Annotated in this window: 13 protein-coding genes, 3 pseudogenes and 1 riboswitch; of the genes and pseudogenes, 6 read left to right on the top strand and 10 right to left on the bottom strand. The window is 45.5% G+C overall.

Annotated features, from left to right (window positions below; all coding sequences use genetic code 11):
• Window positions 1-9: 9 nt before the first annotated feature.
• Genes cydC through cydA form a run of 4 tightly spaced genes read right to left on the bottom strand, consistent with a single transcriptional unit; the run spans window position 10 to window position 5,843 of the window.
• Complete coding sequence (gene cydC, locus DIC78_RS11545; RefSeq protein WP_106021895.1) at window positions 10-1,737, bottom strand: thiol reductant ABC exporter subunit CydC; 1,728 nt, start codon at window positions 1,735-1,737, stop codon at window positions 10-12.
• A complete protein-coding gene (gene cydD, locus DIC78_RS11540) occupies window positions 1,734-3,437 on the bottom strand; it encodes a thiol reductant ABC exporter subunit CydD (protein WP_127696336.1) in 1,704 nt (567 codons plus the stop codon). The genes cydC and cydD overlap by 4 nt, the downstream gene beginning before the upstream one ends.
• Window positions 3,437-4,453 carry a cytochrome d ubiquinol oxidase subunit II gene (cydB, locus tag DIC78_RS11535; protein WP_095712697.1) on the bottom strand — a complete coding sequence of 339 codons (1,017 nt, stop codon included), beginning with the start codon at window positions 4,451-4,453 and terminating at the stop codon, window positions 3,437-3,439. The genes cydD and cydB overlap by 1 nt, the downstream gene beginning before the upstream one ends.
• The gene (gene cydA / locus DIC78_RS11530) at window positions 4,437-5,843 is read right to left on the bottom strand and encodes a cytochrome ubiquinol oxidase subunit I (RefSeq protein WP_127696335.1); all 1,407 of its coding nucleotides are present in this window, start codon (window positions 5,841-5,843) and stop codon (window positions 4,437-4,439) included. The genes cydB and cydA overlap by 17 nt, the downstream gene beginning before the upstream one ends.
• Window positions 5,844-6,395: 552 nt before the next feature.
• Here cydA and cimH point away from each other — a divergent pair.
• The 3 genes and pseudogenes from cimH to DIC78_RS11515 all read left to right on the top strand — a co-directional run bounded on the left by cimH (window position 6,396) and on the right by DIC78_RS11515 (window position 9,819).
• Window positions 6,396-7,745, top strand: a complete 1,350-nt coding sequence (gene cimH / locus DIC78_RS11525) for a citrate/malate transporter CimH (RefSeq protein WP_127696334.1) — start codon at window positions 6,396-6,398, stop codon at window positions 7,743-7,745.
• A gap of 123 nt (window positions 7,746-7,868) precedes the next feature.
• Window positions 7,869-9,558: pseudogene (locus tag DIC78_RS11520) on the top strand (M56 family metallopeptidase).
• A 57-nt stretch (window positions 9,559-9,615) separates the two neighbouring features.
• Window positions 9,616-9,819 (top strand): hypothetical protein, encoded by a 204-nt coding sequence (locus DIC78_RS11515; RefSeq protein WP_240671145.1) that lies wholly within the window; start codon window positions 9,616-9,618, stop codon window positions 9,817-9,819.
• 13 nt (window positions 9,820-9,832) lie between these two features.
• Here DIC78_RS11515 and DIC78_RS11510 read toward each other — a convergent pair whose 3' ends face one another.
• The 5 genes from DIC78_RS11510 to DIC78_RS11490 form a co-directional block, all read right to left on the bottom strand.
• On the bottom strand, window positions 9,833-10,672 hold the full coding sequence (locus DIC78_RS11510) for a polysaccharide deacetylase family protein (RefSeq protein WP_127696332.1): 840 nt from the start codon (window positions 10,670-10,672) through the stop codon (window positions 9,833-9,835).
• Window positions 10,673-10,771: 99 nt separating this feature from the next.
• On the bottom strand, window positions 10,772-11,500 hold the full coding sequence (locus DIC78_RS11505; RefSeq protein WP_024123356.1) for a ZIP family metal transporter: 729 nt from the start codon (window positions 11,498-11,500) through the stop codon (window positions 10,772-10,774).
• A 110-nt stretch (window positions 11,501-11,610) separates the two neighbouring features.
• A complete protein-coding gene (msmX, locus tag DIC78_RS11500; protein ID WP_010332420.1) occupies window positions 11,611-12,708 on the bottom strand; it encodes a maltodextrin ABC transporter ATP-binding protein MsmX in 1,098 nt (365 codons plus the stop codon).
• 119 nt (window positions 12,709-12,827) lie between these two features.
• Window positions 12,828-13,721 carry a PucR family transcriptional regulator gene (locus tag DIC78_RS11495; protein ID WP_106019794.1) on the bottom strand — a complete coding sequence of 298 codons (894 nt, stop codon included), beginning with the start codon at window positions 13,719-13,721 and terminating at the stop codon, window positions 12,828-12,830.
• Between the two features lie 199 nt (window positions 13,722-13,920).
• Entirely contained in the window at window positions 13,921-14,757 is an 837-nt protein-coding gene (locus DIC78_RS11490) for a YitT family protein (protein WP_003218811.1), read from the bottom strand.
• Between the two features lie 69 nt (window positions 14,758-14,826).
• Window positions 14,827-14,929: riboswitch (guanidine-I (ykkC/yxkD leader) on the bottom strand.
• A gap of 273 nt (window positions 14,930-15,202) precedes the next feature.
• Here DIC78_RS11490 and DIC78_RS22165 point away from each other — a divergent pair.
• Window positions 15,203-16,135, top strand: a complete 933-nt coding sequence (locus DIC78_RS22165) for a zinc ribbon domain-containing protein (protein ID WP_127696331.1) — start codon at window positions 15,203-15,205, stop codon at window positions 16,133-16,135.
• Window positions 16,136-16,170: 35 nt separating this feature from the next.
• On the opposite strand, the gene galE is transcribed toward DIC78_RS22165, so the two are convergent.
• On the bottom strand, window positions 16,171-17,193 hold the full coding sequence (gene galE, locus DIC78_RS11480; RefSeq protein ID WP_127696330.1) for a UDP-glucose 4-epimerase GalE: 1,023 nt from the start codon (window positions 17,191-17,193) through the stop codon (window positions 16,171-16,173).
• Window positions 17,194-17,380: 187 nt separating this feature from the next.
• Here galE and DIC78_RS11475 point away from each other — a divergent pair.
• Together DIC78_RS11475 and DIC78_RS11470 are read left to right on the top strand one after the other, a co-directional pair.
• Window positions 17,381-17,449: pseudogene (locus DIC78_RS11475) on the top strand (DUF1453 domain-containing protein); the annotation flags it as partial.
• A pseudogene (locus DIC78_RS11470) lies at window positions 17,449-17,807 on the top strand (response regulator transcription factor); the annotation flags it as partial. The pseudogenes DIC78_RS11475 and DIC78_RS11470, both read left to right, overlap by 1 nt.

The following is a 17,807-nucleotide window of genomic DNA, read 5'->3' as shown; positions in this document are numbered from 1 at the left end:
GGCTGTCTTTTATTTTACAGGAACGTCGAGGTGATAAAGACGGCGATACCGTTCGTTCGTCGCCAGCAGTTCCTCGTGTGTTCCTTCCATTTCTGTTTTTCCATTTTCAAGAAAGACGATTTTATCGGCTGCTTCCACTCCCGCCAAGTGATGCGTAATCCAAAGAATCGTTTTACCTTTCAGCACCTCAAACACGGTTTCCATCAGTTCGCGTTCCGTGATAGGGTCCAAGCCTACTGTAGGCTCATCAAGTATAATGATCGGCGTATCCTGCAGCAAAATCCGGGCGAGCGCGATCCGCTGCCGCTCTCCTCCTGAAAATCGGATTCCGGTTTCCTGAACTGAAGTATGATATCCGTCAGGCAGCGACTCAATGTAATCATGCAGCTTCACCTGCTTTGCGGCGCGGTGCACATCCTCGTCGCTCGCCTTTCCGTTTCCGAGCCTGATGTTATTCAAAATGCTTGTGTCAAACAAGTGAGGCTTTTGATTTAACACAGCCACCGCATCAGCAATCTGCTCCTTTACAAGCGCTGTTTCCACTCCGTTTAACGTTACCGAGCCTGAGTCAGGTTTCAATGCGCCCTCAATTAATGCGAGTGATGTTGATTTTCCCGAGCCGCTCCGGCCGAGCAGCGCCATTTTTTCTCCTTGGTGCAGCGTAAAGGAAAAATGGTTCAGTACTTGGCTGCTGTTGTCATAAGAAAACGTCACATCGCGAAACGCCAAAGTGACGTCTTTGAGATCAAGCCTGTCAGCCGCAGACTCTGTTTGTGAAGCTTCAGGCTGAGGAGCCACCTTGTTCATTCTTCTGATAGAATCCTGATAACCCGGCACTTCGCCCAACGCATCAGAAAGCGGCAGAAAAGCTTCTGTCAGCGGGAACACAACCAGCACAAAGGCAGCAATCATCGTTTTGGCGAGTTCGCCATTTGCATGCTGCCCCGCCGTCCAAAACAGCATCAGCAAAATGAGGCCGGCGACAAGGCATTGCGCGGCGAAATCCCGCCATCTTGTAAAACGATGTTTTTTGCGTTCCAGCTCAAACCAAGCGTTTTCTTCTCTTTCATAGGAATCAATAAAAGCATGCCGGCGTCCGCTGAACATCCAGTCGCTGACCCCCATCACGGCATCTGTGAGACGGCTGTACAGCACATTTCGCCCGCTTTTCAGCTTGGCATTCTTCGCCCGCGTCACAAGCAAAGACACGACCGGAAACAGCACAACCAGAACAAACAAATAAAGCGCCAGCAAAATGGCAAACGGCCAAGAGAAAAAGCCAAGCGCAATCACTGAAACAGCATACAAAAGCAAGGCTGAGATGGCAGGGAAAATGGTTTTTAAGAAGGCATCCTGCAAATGCTCAATATCCTCAGACAAAATGCCGAGCATATCTCCCGTGCGAAAACGGGACCGCAGCATCAAAGCGCCAGGCTCAAGCATGTTGTAAAGGCGGACGCGCATGTCGGACACGATTTTCAAAATGATATGATGCCCGATCAGGCGCTCCACATAGCGTGACACAGACCGGGCGATCCCAAAGGTTCGAACGGCGACAATCGGCACATAAATGAGCAGGATGTTCTCCGGCCTTGTCGCCGCCTTTGAAATTAAAAACCCAGAAGTAAACATGAGAAAAGCAGCGGAAAAAATCGTTACCGCACCCAAAAAGACAACAAGAACAAACAGACGGGCATTTTGCTTGATATACGGCAGAATCCATTCTTCTTTCTTCATGCTCTTTCCCCCAGTTGTGCCTTCACGAGTTTGGTGTACACACCGTTTTTCGACAGCAATTCATCGTGAGTCCCGATTTCTGCTACCCTGCCTCCGTCCAGCACGATAATTTCATCCATATCGAGCATCCAATGGAGGCGGTGTGTCGCGAGAAAGACGAGCTTGTCATCAAATAAATCCAGCATCGTTTCTTTTATTTCATATTCTGTTTCGATATCCAGATGGGCGGTCGGCTCATCCAGCAGCAGAATCGGGCGGTTACCCAAAAAAGCGCGGGCAAGCGCGACACGCTGAGCCTGACCGCCGCTGAGCGCCCGGCCGCCTTCTCCGATCCGTCCCTCTAATCCTTCAAGAAGGGTGTTTACAAACTCCGTCAATCCCGCTGAGGAAGCAGCGCGGGCTGTATCTTCAGCAGAAGCGCTTGGGTGATAAAACCGGATATTGTTCGCCAGCGTATCATCAAAAATATAAGGATGCTGCGGAATATAGAGCAGGTTTTTCTGCCAGTTCCCGTCCTGCAGATGCGAACGGCTTGAATTGTTCACACTGATAACACCGTCATCCGGCTCCAAAAATCCTCCGAGAATATCGATTAAAGTTGATTTTCCGGCACCGCTTGCTCCAATGATGCCGATTTTTTTCTTCCCTTTAAATGAAAGAGTAATATCAGACATCGCTCGGCCGGCTGAGACACCTGACAGCTTCAGTTCATCCTCATCGGACCATGTTTCAAGCTGAAGCGGGGCCTCTTCTTTGAATCCCGGCTGAGATAATATGTCTTGAATCGTCTTGCCCGCTTCCTGACCATTAAGTGTCGCATGATAATCATTTCCCACTTCCCGCACCGGCAGAAAATATTCAGGTGCCAGAATAAGCGCTGTTAAAGCGGGGCCAAGCAAAATATCGCCGTCAATCAAACGCAAGCCTAAAAACACAGCAACTGTCGCCACCGACAGCATCGTGAAAAAATCGAGAGCAAATGAAGATAAAAACGCCACTCGCAGTGTGCTCATTGTCGCTTTGCGATACCGCTCACTGACATGGAAAATGTTTTTGCTATGCGATTTGCTCAATCCTAAAAAACGCAAAGTCTCCAATCCGCGAAGAGAATCAACGAAATGGTTGGACAATGTCTGGTATGATTTCCACTGGCGATCCGCTTTTCGCTGTGCGACAAGGCCAAGAAGAATCATAAAAATAATCAGAATCGGCAGGGCCGCGACTAAAATAATCGCAGAAGTCCGATCCTGAAAAAACACGTAGATGACAACCGCAGCCGGCACAATCGCCATGCTGACCATTTTCGGCAAAAACAGCTCTAGATAGCGGCGGAATTGGCTGATGCCTTCCATCGCCAGCGTCACCATTTGCCCTGTCCCCTCTTTCTTTGCAAAGCGGGGGCCTAAGCGGAACAGCTGATCGAGAAAGCTTTTCCTCAAATCAGCTCCCGTCCGGGCGGCATAATGATAGACGATTTTCTGACGCGCCACTGTCACCCCGTGCCGCGCGACAAAAGCGATGAGGAAAAAGCCGATCACCGGAAACAGGGAGGCAATGCTCTTCCCGTTGAAAAGCCCGGTTACAGCTTCACTCAGCCACTCTGCCTGCATGATAATAGCGGCTGTCTGAATCAGCGTTAAGCAAGTAATCACGGTGAGAATCCGCTTCATTCCTTTATATCGAAACAGGTCTTTTCCCATTAATAAGTCATAGGCTCCTTATGACTGACGCGCTTCCGGAAGACATAATAGCTCCAGATCTGGCTGCCGATTACAAACGGCAATAGCGTTAATGCTGCAATTGACATGACTTTTAGCGAATAATCACCGGAAGAAGCGTTAGCTACTGTTAAATCGAACGCGCTTTGAATCGAGCTGACCATCACCCGAGGGAATAATGAAATGAAAATCATTCCTACGGTCAGAGCAAGCCCCGCGCCTGTCATCGCAAATGTCCAGCCGTCTTTTTTCTTGCGGATGAATAAAGCTGCAAGCATAAAGCAGATGACAGTTAAAACAACAAGCGGTATTGTAATCTCGCCGCGGCGTGTAAACATGTCTGTCTCATAAGCAGAAAGGGCCGCGAAAGCAAGCACCGCCACAAAAACAACACCCATTATCTTTTGCGCCATTTGTCTGGCGCGCTGCTGCAAATCACCAATCGTACGCAGCGTGATGAACATTAATCCATGCTGGAAGCAAAGAAGTGTTACGGTCACGCCGCCTAGTACAGAATATACATTTATATAATCAGATAAGTGCGCGTGAATGTTCATATCGGCATCAATCGGCATACCGCGGAATAATGTCGTAAATAACACACCGAGCACAAACGGAGGAATCAGACTGCCGAAGAAAACCACCCAGTCCCAAACCTTTACCCATTTCAAATGATCAACCTTGCCGCGGAATTCAAACGCGACCCCGCGGCCCATTAACGCAAGAAGCACAATGACAAACGGAATGTAATAACCGCTCAGCATCGTTGCATACCAGTTTGGAAACGCCGCGAAGATAGCACCCGCACCAGTCAAAAGCCATACTTCATTCGCGTCCCAGAACGGTCCGATCGTGTTGATCAGCACTCTGCGCTCTAATTCATTATGGCCAAGAAAACGGGTCGCCATGCCGACCCCAAAATCAAAGCCTTCCAAAAAGAAGAAACCTACAAACAATACAGCAACGAGTATAAACCAAAGATCATGAAGAGATGCCATGGTATACCTCCTGACTAAATGGATCTGTTGATACAGGAACATCATGATGATCATCATGCTCCGCGCCTTTTTTAATTTCACGGATGAACAAGAAGACGAGCAATGCGCCCAAAATCATATACATCACACCGAACGCGATGATTGAGAATAACAGGGAGCCCGCCGTTACGTTAGGCGACACGGACTGAGCCGTTGTCATTAAACCCATGACCGTCCAAGGCTGACGTCCGATTTCTGTCATAATCCAGCCCGCGGAGTTCGCAATAAACGGGAAGGAAATCAATGCGATCATGATGCGCAAATACCATTTGCTGTTTTCCAGCTTTTTGCGGCGGTTCAGCCAAAGGCCGCCTAACGCAGCAAGAATCATGACAACACCTGCTCCAACCATAATGCGGAAACTCCAGAACGTCGTTTTGACAGGCGGAATATAGTCGCCTTTTCCGTACACTTTTTCGTACTCTGCCTGAAGTGTTTTCATTCCTTTGACACTGCCGCTGAATTTTTGATAAGCCAGATAGCTCAATGCGTAAGGAACTTTGATTTCATTAGAGCTCTTTTCATTTTTCGTATCAATTGTGGCAAAGGCCGTCCAAGCGGCAGGGTCGCCGCTGTCTTCCCAAAGCCCTTCACTGGCAGCCATTTTCATTGGCTGTGACTCCATCAAGTGTTCAGCCTGCATGTGTCCGCTAAGGCCGACGCCAAGGCCTGCACAAAGCCCGACAATCATTGCGAGTTTGAAAGATTGTTTAAAGAATGGCACTTCTTTTTTCTTTAATAGTTTAAAAGCACTGACACCGGCGATAAAGAAAGCCCCGGTGGCAAGCGCACCGAAAATGACGTGCGGGAATTCAACCCAAAGCTGCGGATTTGTAATCAGCGCGCCAAAGTCATTCATTTCCGCGCGGCCGTTTTTGATCGTAAAGCCGACCGGCTCCTGCATAAAGGAGTTCGCTGTTAAGATCCAGAAAGACGACATAATCGTTCCGAATGACACGAGCCAAATGCAGAGCGCATGAATTTTTTTAGGCAGGCGGTCCCACCCGAAAATCCATAATCCGATAAAAATAGATTCCATGAAAAACGCCAATAATGCTTCAATCGCAAGCGGCGCGCCAAATACATCTCCGACAAAACGGGAATAATCAGACCAGTTCAGTCCAAACTGGAATTCTTGTAAAATCCCCGTAACAACACCGACTGCGAAATTTATTAAGAATAAGTGTCCCCAAAACTTCGTCATTTTGAGGTACAGCTCATTTTTCTTCACAAGATAAAGAGTCTCCATCAATGCAACCATAAACACAAGCCCGATAGACATTGGCACAAACAAGAAATGAAACAACGTTGTTGATGCAAATTGAATGCGGGCTAATACTAATTCACTCATGCTTTATCCTCCATTTCCGGTTGAGAATGTTATATTGTTCACTACTTCACAAGCAGAACCGAAACTTTGATCAGTATTTCACAAAATAGACGAAAAAAATAATGCTCAACATTTCACAAATACGTCAAAAAGTCGTCCAATATGATTCAAGATTGCCAGACTGACGAATGGCACGATCCCTGAATGGTTCATATTAAGTACTTTACAACGATCTGCTTCAAAAATAAAGCCCAAAATACCCAAAAAGTACTGCGCTATGTGACGGATTATTGTCTATTTTGTTGCTGATTTATGACAGTCGCTAGGATAAATGACCCTTTATTATCGTACATCAATGCCTCGCTCCTTGCGAATAAAATGCTTGACCGGCATCAGCACTCGTTTCTCGGCACTCCGGCACATCCGGAATTTAGTCAGAACGTCTCTTTTCATCTGAATCATAAAGAAGAAACAGTTTGAATAGTAAATTTTTAATATATTAATAATTTCAATTTTTAGTATACTTAACATAGTGAACAATTTCACTGCAACAAGAATAGGGGAGGTTTTTCAATGGGAGAGCTTCAAACTCAATTGCAAATGCAAACGGATACAATTCACGAAGGGGTTCGAAAAGAGAATTGGTTTGCGAAAGCTATGAATATAAAAGTAGGCATCATACCGCTTCCTGTATATGCCCTGCTGTTTATATTAATTACTATTTTTGTATTGCATCACGATGTGAAAAGCGACATCTTGACATCCATTGCCGTTATGGCGTTTTTCGGATTTACCTTTGCCCAAATCGGAAAATCGATACCGATTGTGCGCTCTATCGGCGGCCCGGCCATCCTTGCTACTTTTATTCCATCTGCTGTCGTCTACTATCACCTGCTGCCAAATGATATTGTCAAATCCACCACGGAATTTACAGAAAACTCAAACTTTCTTTATTTGTTTATTGCCGGAATTGTTGTCGGAAGCATCCTCGGCATGAAAAGAGAAACACTTGTAAAAGCATTTATGAAAATTTTTATACCGCTTATCGCCGGTTCTGTCGCGGCCGCTATTGTGGGACTGGCTGTCGGTACATTGCTCGGCCTCGGATTTCAGCACACCCTTCTGTACGTCGTGATTCCTATAATGGCGGGCGGCGTTGGAGAAGGCGCCATCCCTCTGTCCATCGGTTATTCCGATATCATGCCGATGTCTCAAGGGGAAGCGTTTGCACTTGTTCTTCCATCGATCATGCTCGGGAGCCTGTGTGCGATCATCTTAGCGGGCCTGCTCAACAGAATCGGCAAAAAAAAACCGGAATGGACCGGCAACGGTAAAGTTGACCGTTCAGAAGATTCACATGCGCTGGAGGAATCGCAAAACGGCCAGCACATGTTCAACCTTTCTCTGTTTGCGTCCGGCGGAATCCTTGCCGTTTCCTTGTATTTGGTCGGTATGCTCGCCCACGATTTTTTCGGTTTTCCGGCCCCTGTTGCCATGCTGCTGTTAGCTGTTTTGATCAAGCTGTTCAGACTGGTCCCTGCCTCAATTGAAAACGGCGCGTTTGGCGTGTCCCGCTTCTTTTCAACGGCAGTCACCTATCCGCTGCTCTTTGCAATCGGCGTGTCTATGACGCCATGGGACAAGCTTGTTGCCGCCTTTAATCTCAGCAATATCATTACGATCCTGTCTGTCGTAGTCACAATGATGACGGTCGGCTTTTTCACAGGAAAATGGCTGAACATGTATCCGATCGAAACAGCCATTATTAATGCGTGCCATTCAGGGCAAGGAGGCACCGGTGACGTCGCGATATTAAGTGCCGCTGAAAGGCTTGAGCTGATGCCTTTTGCCCAGGTGTCCACTAGAATCGGCGGAGCCATCACAGTGTCCTTGACCTTATTGCTGTTACACCAGTTTTATTGATACGCTGCAAGCAAGTTCTTCGTATAACGAAAGAGCTTGCTTTTTTGCATTTCCGTGTTTTTACAAATTCCTGCCGCATGCTATAGTAATAGTTGGAAAGATTACGATAGAAAGGACTCTAGCATGCCTATGGGAACCAGTCTTTTTCTCTTTATCATTCTCGGGCTGGGCATTCAGCTGATATCAGCCCTTGCAGCAAAGCTTCTTCCGGCATTAGAACTTCTGGATTGATATTGTTCTTTGGATCGGTGCTGCTAGCTTTATCTTCTCTCAACAGCCTTTCTTAGATGGCATCGTCTCTCTGGCATTGATGTTCACCAGCTACTGGACCGCATTGGATCTGACTGTGCCCAGCCGTGTTGAAAAACCATCAGGCGAATGGCAGGAAATTGAGCTTGCAAGAGACCACACACGCCTCCTCTCGGACATTGCTCTGACTGTCATTGTGTTTGCGGGCGCTATTGTTTTCTTCATTTACGGGCCTGACACCAGTGTTCTAAAATATGTGATCCTGTTCGGTTTCATCTCGGGCGGCGCGGCACTGGTAAAACGCATATTAAATTTTCTAAGTGTAAAAGTCTTTTATTCATCGTCTTTAGAAACATGGCATATCAGTTCACGATATGAAAGCCGCACCTACCCGCTTTCAGACCTGAAAGACATCCGGCTTGAATCGACGGCAGATCTATTAAAGCTTCATCCGCTTTTGACCATGTATTCATCCCGGCTCGATATGACAACAAGCTTTCAGCAAGTCATAAGGCTCTCTCTTCCCGGAGAAACGCTGTTTCTGACCGTGAAAGATCCTGAAAAGTGGAAAGCGATTCTCGGGGAATTTCTAGATTCCGAAACCAAAGAGGAAACTGTTATTGCTGTCCTGCCGATTTATCATCGAAAAAATGTGAAACGGCTTTTAGGTAAATTGTATTTTGCCGTAAGCGTAAAAGGGATATCTGCTTACGCCATATTGGTGCTCGGTTTATATGCCTTACACGCCTCCCCTTGGGTCATGGCTGGTGCCGTGATGTTGTACTGGGTTTTGAATATGTATCTATCTGACCGGGTGCTGCGGACGGCAATGGATGCCAGGCCTTGTCTGAATTCAGACGTTCAGGCAGCGGCAGATAAGATTTTTAGAAAAGCAGGCATTTCGCATGTGGAGATATACGAAACGGATAGCGATGAATACAACGGCATGGCAGTCGGAATGAATGTAGGAAGATCAATGGTGATTCTGACAAGCGCTACATTAACCCTTCCGCCGTATGTCATTGAGGGTATTCTTGCTCATGAAGCTGTTCATATTAAAAAACGTGATGTGCTGTCCATGCAGCTGTTGCGCTTTTTATACCTTGGGGCAGTCATCGGGATCATTCTTTTACTTGAGCATTACATCGCTCATCCCGGCGCTTACAAAATCGCACTTTGGGCGCTGATCATGGGAATCATCATTCTATTTCAGCTTTATCAGTCATTTTGTTCCCAATGGATGGAGGTGCGCGCCGATCACATTGGCGCTTCATTGCTGGAGGGCGGATACAGGCAGATGGCCGAATCCTTAAAGATCCTGGCGGTTCGCCAGGATGAAGATCTGCAAAAACAAAACAACTACTGCTCTGATATAGATGAAGACGAAGTTAAGGTGAACTCTCTCATCCGGGATAACAGCTGGCTTTTCAGAATCATAGATTTTCAGTTTTCTCCTCATCCGCCTATGTATTGGCGTGTCAGCGCATTGCTTTCAAACAAAGGACACGGCATGGTCAAGCGCTGGCTGAGAGATCGGCTGAAAGAATCCATCTCCCTTAAATGAAACTTTTCAGGCTTTAAAACGTATGAAAAATAACTGTTTAAAGGGGGACGCCATATGATTGTGATTCTTATCGCTTTGATCTTCGGTATTATCGTCATTTATCAATCGGCTCGATCAACCGCTTCAGAAAACAAAGGACGCCAGCGGGCGGACAGCGGTTTTTTCGGATTTTCCGATGGCGATTCCCGCCATGATGGATGCGGCAGTGACGGAGGCTTCGGGGATTCCGGCTGTGACGGCGGAGGGGGCGGCGGCGATTAATCGCCGCCATTTTTTATTTCATCGACTCGATGTACGCGCCAAATGACGCCCCTGACATCCCCGGGGATACACGTACGCGATGGAGGGCGTACATCCCCTGATCTCTGGAGGCTGCTCCCGGTTCAGTCGTCACTCCCATTTGATAACCGGTTTCTTCAGCGGCCTTCAGGGTAGCTTCGTTGTAGCGCCCAACCGGATAGCTGATGATGGCGGTTTGCTGATCGAACATCCTGTCAAACAGCTTTTTTGAATCTGCCATTTCGCTATGCTGCTGCTCTGGCGTTAAACCGTTCAGCTCAAGGTGGTCAATCGTATGGCTTTCAATCGATATGCCATGCTGTGACATTTCCTTCATTTGATCCTCTGTCAGATGATGTTTATGTCCAATCGATTTGCCGATCATAAAAATCGTCGCCTTCATGCCATACTTCTTTAATACCGGATACGCGTCTTTGTAATTATCGGTGTATCCGTCATCAAACGTGATAAGCACACATTTCTCACTCGGCTTCTTGTCATGAGTCAGCATGAGATACGCCTCTTTTGGAGTTAATGTCTGGTAGCCGTTATCGTGCAGCCATTTCATATGTGCCTCAAATTCTTCCTTTGGCACACGGAGGCTGTTGCCTGAAGAGATGCTGTGGTACATCAAAATCGGCAGCTTTGCCGGTTTCTCTGTTTTGATCCATGCGGATGTATCATCTTCTTTTTTTTGCACATGTATTGTCTTTTCTTCCGGTTTCTTTTGTTCCGCTTTTGGCATCTGCTGCTCTGCGATTGCTTCTTTTTCAGCGCAAGCGGCAAGAGTCAAACAACTAGCCAAAAGAAAACTGCTTAAGATAAAACGTTTCATCGTTTTCCTGCTTTCTGTCTATTTCTTCCTTCTTTTCATCGGTTGATTTGCGGAATTTTCAAGTGAAAAAACCAGACATGTAGCCATGTCCGGTGCAAATTAGGAAAACTGATTCAAAATCAAAGACGTTAAAAGACCAAGAGCAGCAATTAACCCTGTCATCGGACCGCTGTCTTCATACGCTTCGGGCATCATCGTGGATGCAATCATTGCGATGATTCCTCCGCCCGCAAAAGCGGCGATTGCCGACATCATCTCCTCAGGAGCGCCATCGAGGAAGTAATATCCTGACCATGAGGCAAAAATAGAAATCATCAGTACCGCCGCCCAAAGCAGCAAGATTTTCGCCTTTGAATATCCGCTGTTCTTCATGCCGGCCGTGCTGGACAGCCCTTCAGGTATATTGCTGATAAAAATCGCAATCACCAAAAGGAAGCTGACAGATTGTTTTTCAAGAAGGCTGGCTCCAATCATAATAGATTCGGGGACAGCATCCATGATGGTGCCGATAAAAATCGCGATCCCCCCGCTGCCTGCAGCTGCTTGTCCCGATCTTTTTCTTTGAGACGCGCCTCTTTTCGAAACCGCGTAATCAAATAGGGTAAACACGACAGCGCCTGCTATAAATCCGGCTCCTGTCGAGACAATTCCGCCATTCTTCACCGCGTCCTCAAGAAGTTCATAGGCGGCAGCGCCGATTAATACCCCTGTGCCAAAAGCCATGATATAACCGATGATACGCTTGCGAATCGGGAGAAACATAGACGCCAGCGCACCCAGCAAAACAGCAGAGCCGGAAATCCCGCCCCACATCGCCGCATTCCACATTTCTATCTCTCCTTTCTACAAACCACTACCCGCCGCGGTTTTTGCTGTAAACCTTGAAATAGAGAGGGAATGCAAAAAACCGAACATCGCACCATGTCCGGTTCTCCAGCTTAACGGATTCTGATTTCAGTTTCACTGTCAAAGAAATGGCCTTTATTCATATCAAACGCAACTGTCAGCTCATCACCTGACTGAATATCGAGACGGGCGTCGATCCTCGCAATAAAGTCCTGGTTATCGATTTGGGAATAAATCATGATCTCAGACCCCAGCAGCTCCGCAACATTGATTTTCGCTTTAATTGAAGAGCTCTTATACGATTCCACGACAATCAATTCATCATGAATATCCTCAGGGCGGATGCCGAAAATGACCTCTTTGCCAATGTAGCCTTTTTCACGAAGCACCTTCATTTTCCCCTCCGGCACGCTCAACACCGAAGAACCGATTTTGATTGTGCCGTCAGACAGCTTCCCTTTGAAAAAGTTCATCGCTGGTGACCCGATAAAACCGCCAACGAATACATTTTCAGGGAATTCGTATACATCCTTCGGCGTCCCGATCTGCTGGATTTTGCCGTCCTTCATGACCACAATCCGAGTCGCCATCGTCAATGCTTCTGTCTGATCATGCGTGACATAAATCGTGGTGGTTTGCAGCCTCTGGTGGAGTTTAATAATTTCCGCTCTCATTTGCACCCGAAGCTTTGCATCCAGGTTCGACAAAGGCTCATCCATCAAGAATACCTTTGCATCCCGCACGATAGCCCTTCCCAGTGCAACCCGCTGTCTCTGCCCGCCTGAGAGCGCTTTAGGTTTGCGGTGCAAATATTCTTCCAATCCGAGAATTTTAGCGGCTTCCTCCACTCTTTTTTTGATTTCAGGCTTCGGCATTTTGCGAAGCTTCAGCCCGAATGCGATATTATCGTATACCGTCATATGCGGATAGAGCGCGTAGTTTTGGAACACCATCGCGATATCCCTGTCCTTTGGCGCCACATCATTTACCCGTTTTCCTTCAATATAAAAATCGCCTTTCGAAATTTCCTCAAGTCCTGCGACCATCCGCAGTGTCGTTGATTTTCCGCAGCCGGACGGGCCGACAAATACGATAAATTCCTTATCCGCAATGTGAAGATTAAAGTCGTCTACCGCCGCTTCCTTCTGATCATAATATTTATAAATGTGCTCCATCCGCAATTCAGCCATCTAACATCCCCCTTTGTTATTGTAAACGCTTTCTTAAATCAAGTGTATCAGCATTTATCCGACACTGAAATGGGCAGCATTCATAAAATCACACGGCCGTTTTCGTGCATATTTCCAGTTTACTCTGAACCTTCGCTTTGCAGGCAGATAAAATAAGCAAGCAGTGCGCCTGTATACGTTTTAATGTCTATTCCTGACCTCTCGATAAATTTATCAATCCGGTACTGCAGGCTGTTGCGGTGCAGATGCAGTTTTTTCGCTGTTAATGTCACGTTTGAGTTGTTTTCAATAAACAGCTTGATTGTTTTTCTCAGCTCAGGTTCATTTTCAAATAATAGCTCGGCTTCTTCACTAAGCAGTGATTTCAGCTGTTCCTTTTCTTCCTCCAATAATAAAAAAGGGAACATGATATCAAACGTCACACGCTGAACCTGCGGCAGCCGCTTTTCAGCAAATAGAAAATACGTTTGTTCACGGGCATAATGTTTCCGTAAGCGCTCATCCGTTTCATAAAACCTTCCGGCGTAAAAACGGACACTGAAGTAGAAATCACTTTCAAGAACCCTTGCGAGCGACTCCAGTTCGTCTTTCCCCGCTGCCGCTTCACTTTCCTGCTCGACAATCACGCCTCTGTCCTCATGCATCCAAACGATCACAAAAGACACCGGCCAAAAATGGCGCATCGCTTCCGCAAATGATGCCCGTTCAGTTTTGCCGATCAAATGAAAATGAATGAACCTTGTCCTCTTCTTGATATTCGGCGGCACTTCTCCTTTCGAGAATAGAAACGCAAACCACCTGTTTTCTTCCGGCGATTTGAGAGACATGTGATCCGCCTCTTCCGCTAACGTTAAAAATGACTGAAGCAGCAATGTCTCCTTTTGGCTGATCTCCGTTTTTGGGATCGAGATATATTTCTGACTGTTTTCATCAAAAAAACATAAGCAGTCTTCCTTTGTACAAAGCTTGTCAGACACAATCGAATCGGGATAAATAGCCAGCAGCGACTTCATATGGTCTCCTCTCCTATGTAAGGATATGTATTTTCAGTATAAGGCGAAATGCACATGTTCTCCAGCTTCTTTTCGTATTAGATGGCCCTCTTTCGTTTACAGCAACGGCAATAAAGAGGATATGCATGAACTGAAACGCGATACAGAAGCAATGGTTCTAAACAAATAGATCCCTCTGCGTCTGCGCAGAGGGACCTCCTTATTTTGAAATATCCACAAACCCTTCACCAAACACATCGCGCACATCATGAACGATCACAAACGCTTTTTTGTCACAGCTTCTGATGATTTTCTTCAGCATAGAAAGCTCCTGTTTGTTAATGACGATATACAAAATCTCTTTTGACTCGCCCGTATAGTTTCCCTTTCCTGATAAAATGGTGACGCCCCGGTCCATTAGCGTATTAACCTGCTCGGCAATTTCACCTTTATTTTCCGATATGACAGTAATCGCTTTTTTCGTATTCAATCCTTCAATAATGAAGTCCATCACTTTCGTTCCGATATACAGCATCACAATCGTAAACATCATTTTTTCCGCACCAATAATAAAATAAGAGCTGAAGACAACAATTAAATCAAAAAAGAGCAGGGCGTAACTGATATTCCAATCTAAATATTTATTGGCAATTCTGGCCAGAATGGCGGAACCGGCTGTTGTGCCGCCGACCCGAATGATCATGCCGATCCCGACACCCGCAAACACCCCTGCGAAAATCGTGTTAATGATCAGCTCATCAGACGGTGTGCTCCACCCGTGTGTCAAATGCAGAAAAAGCGAGTTTGCTGCCACGGCGATAATCGTATAAACCGTGGTTTTCCCATCGAGAAATTTATATCCGATCAATAGCAGAAAAGCGTTTAATATAAAGTTTGTCACCCCGGGAGACCATTGAAACACATAATACAAAATCAGCGTAATCCCCGTAACGCCGCCTTCCCCAAGGTCATTGGGAATCGCGAATAAATTCACAGCAAGCGCGAAGAAAAAAGCGCCAATCACAAGCATCAGCACATCAAGCATTTTCTTTTTCATCACAGAACACTCCTTCTTCAGATAGTATCAACAAAAAAACCCAGGAGTACGCTCTCGCAAAAGAGCAGAAACTCCTGGGCTTTTATCCCACCGTGTCATAACAGCCAGACTGTTATGTGTTTTCTCTCGGTCACAGGCCAATATGCATTGCGGAACCCTAGAAAACCAATGTTTTAGCATATCCTTTTCACTTTCCAATATTAGCATTATAAGGGACTGAGCAAATAGGTTCAAGGGGTATTTGCGGAGATTTAATTAAGTAAATTGAGAGGAATAAAAAATATAATCAGCTGTTAATAAATGAAAGATTTAACCGATATGATACAAAGTACCTTAAATTAATATAAATTAGAACCTTGTTTCTAATTTATCATTGACTGCATGAAAATATATAGGCAAAATAAAACATATATTTTAAACATTTAATTACATAGGAGGAAATATAATGTCAGATAAGCTACTACACTGTAAAACTTGCGGTCAAGAGATTGCAAAAGGTGTTAAAAAATGTCCGAATTGCGGTAAAGACCAGCGTAACTTTTTTATGCGACATAAAATCATTACGTTTATTTTAGCGATAGTAGTCATTATTATTATTATTGCGAACATCGGAAACAGCGGAGACTCTCAAGCTTCCACTACAACAACCGGCACCGCCTCTGAAAAGTCAACAAAAACAGTACAAAAGGCCGATATAGAAAAACTTTATACCAATGCGGATCAATTTAAAAACTATAAAGTTGATCTGTATGTAAAAGTTTTTGACGTTGAACAAGACGATGATGGTACATATCTTCAAGGCTATAATAACCCAGAAAAGTTAAGCAAAAATACACTTATTATGAGTGATGACTCTGATTTAGATATTAAAGATGACGACATTATTCACGTAGTCGGTACGGTGAAAGACAAATATGATGGTGAAAACGCATTGGGCGGTTCGGTTTCAGCGCCGAGAATCATTGCCGATTCCATTGAAAAAAGCGACTATGCAACAGCTTTTGCCCCAGCTCAAAAAACAATTAACGTGGATAAAACACAGAACCAGCACGGATTTGCACTCACACTTCAAAAAGTTGAACTTGCTGAAAAAGAAACTCGCCTGTATGTAAAGATAGAAAACAAATCACAAGATGAAATCAGCTTTTATGACTTCAATGCCAAAATTACAGCTGATAATAAACAGATTGAGCCTAAATCCGACCTTTCAGAATATCCTGAAATTCAAAGTGAAATTTTACCGGGAGTTAAAACTGAAGGAGTTATTGTTTTCCCTAAAATCGAAAGCAAAACAGCAAATGTTATTTTAGAAGGTTCTTCTGAAAACTACGATATTACAATCAATCCATTCACATTTGAAGTAAACTTGGACCAATAAAAAGAAGGGCTGGGGAAAACCCCAGCCCTTCTTTTTTATGATTTTACACTCTTGTACCCATTCACATTCGAAGACTGCCATCTCCAAGAATCGGCACACATTTCTTCAAGGCCTCTTTTTGCTTCCCAGCCCAGTTCCCGCTTGGCTTTTGCAGGATCTGCGAAGCAGGTTGCAATATCTCCGGGACGGCGGTCCGCAAATTGATAAGGAACCTCTTTCCCTGATACTTTTTCAAAGGCCTTGACCATTTCAAGCACACTGTAGCCCGTGCCTGTTCCGAGGTTGTATGCATCAGCTCCGGTGGAGTTCAATACTTTTTCCAGCGCTTTGACGTGGCCTTCTGCGAGATCGACGACATGAATATAATCGCGCACGCCTGTCCCGTCTTTGGTCGGATAATCATTTCCGAATACGCTTAACTGCTCCAGCTTGCCGACGGCTACCTGCGCCACATATGGCATGAGGTTATTTGGAATGCCGTTCGGATCTTCACCGATTCGTCCGCTCGGATGCGCGCCGAATGGATTAAAGTAGCGCAGCAGGGCAACGCTCCACTCATTGTCAGCCGTATGCACATCACGCAAAATTTGTTCAAGCATTAGCTTCGTCTGTCCATAAGGGTTTGTTGCACCTAATGGAAAGTCTTCCGTAATCGGTGATGTTTCCGGTACGCCGTATACCGTTGCGGAAGAACTGAATACGATTTTCTTAACGCCGTATTTCTCCATGATTTCACATAAAATAAAGGTTCCCGTGAGATTGTTATGGTAATATTTGAGCGGAATCGCAACAGACTCACCGACTGCTTTTAACCCCGCAAAATGAATCACAGCCTCAATCTCGTTTTCTGCAAAAACCGAATCTACCGCTTCCCGATCCAATAGATCCGCTTCATAGAACGTTAACTCTTTTCCTGTAATCTCTTTGACACGATTCAGCGCCTCAGCTGAACTGTTGGACAAATTATCAAGAACGACAATCTCATAGCCGCTGTTCAATAACTCCACACATGTGTGGCTTCCGATGTATCCGGCGCCGCCTGTAACAAGTATTGCCATGATGTAAACCCTCCTAAAAAATGACCTGATTTTATTATATAGTGTTTAGAACCGGGCTACATCCATTTTTAAGAAGTTTAATCGTTTATTAATGGTTTTTTCATATTTCATCTTAAACCCTTGCGATTAATTTGATAGATCTTTCAGCGAGAATATGCCCTTTTATTTTTTATAGAACTGCCCATATATTTTTATTGTATTTATTCTTATTATTATATCGATGTACCGGGAAAGAACTGTAAAGCCCGGGAAACTGCAGGCGCAGTCGGTTACCTGCTGAAGGACACGCTTCCTGAAGAACTGATAGACGCCATTCGGCTGCCTTCAGAGGCAAAGCGATTTTCCGCACAGTCACAGCCGCTAAAATCATCACTGAGACATTCCGCGCAAAGCAACAGCCTCATGCTGAAGAGCTGGCAGAGCCATTTACCAAAAGAGAGCTTGAGGTTCTTCAGCAAATGGCCTATGGCTTGAGAAATGAGGATATTGCCGAAAAGCTTTTTGTCAGTGAAAGCACCGTCAAAACCCACGTGCATCGAATTCTGCAAAAATGCAATGCCCAAGACCGGACTCAGGCAGTCGTTTTTGCCATTCGAAACGGCATTGTAAAATAG

It is taken from the genome of Bacillus halotolerans (genome assembly GCF_004006435.1).
GTDB lineage: Bacteria > Bacillota > Bacilli > Bacillales > Bacillaceae > Bacillus > Bacillus halotolerans.
The sequence above is the reverse complement of the archived record's forward strand: the minus strand, read 5'-3'. Positions and strand labels throughout refer to the sequence as shown.

Excerpts from the sequence above, each read along its gene's own strand:
- cydC (WP_106021895.1), bottom strand. The coding sequence starts at position 1,737 with ATGAAGAAAGAAGAATGGATTCTGCCGTATATCAAGCAAAATGCCCGT.
- cydD (WP_127696336.1), bottom strand. The coding sequence starts at position 3,437 with ATGGGAAAAGACCTGTTTCGATATAAAGGAATGAAGCGGATTCTCACC.
- cydB (WP_095712697.1), bottom strand. The coding sequence starts at position 4,453 with ATGGCATCTCTTCATGATCTTTGGTTTATACTCGTTGCTGTATTGTTT.
- cydA (WP_127696335.1), bottom strand. The coding sequence starts at position 5,843 with ATGAGTGAATTAGTATTAGCCCGCATTCAATTTGCATCAACAACGTTG.
- cimH (WP_127696334.1), top strand. The coding sequence starts at position 6,396 with ATGGGAGAGCTTCAAACTCAATTGCAAATGCAAACGGATACAATTCAC.
- DIC78_RS11510 (WP_127696332.1), bottom strand. The coding sequence starts at position 10,672 with ATGAAACGTTTTATCTTAAGCAGTTTTCTTTTGGCTAGTTGTTTGACT.
- DIC78_RS11505 (WP_024123356.1), bottom strand. The coding sequence starts at position 11,500 with ATGTGGAATGCGGCGATGTGGGGCGGGATTTCCGGCTCTGCTGTTTTG.
- msmX (WP_010332420.1), bottom strand. The coding sequence starts at position 12,708 with ATGGCTGAATTGCGGATGGAGCACATTTATAAATATTATGATCAGAAG.
- DIC78_RS11495 (WP_106019794.1), bottom strand. The coding sequence starts at position 13,721 with ATGAAGTCGCTGCTGGCTATTTATCCCGATTCGATTGTGTCTGACAAG.
- DIC78_RS11490 (WP_003218811.1), bottom strand. The coding sequence starts at position 14,757 with ATGAAAAAGAAAATGCTTGATGTGCTGATGCTTGTGATTGGCGCTTTT.
- DIC78_RS22165 (WP_127696331.1), top strand. The coding sequence starts at position 15,203 with ATGTCAGATAAGCTACTACACTGTAAAACTTGCGGTCAAGAGATTGCA.
- galE (WP_127696330.1), bottom strand. The coding sequence starts at position 17,193 with ATGGCAATACTTGTTACAGGCGGCGCCGGATACATCGGAAGCCACACA.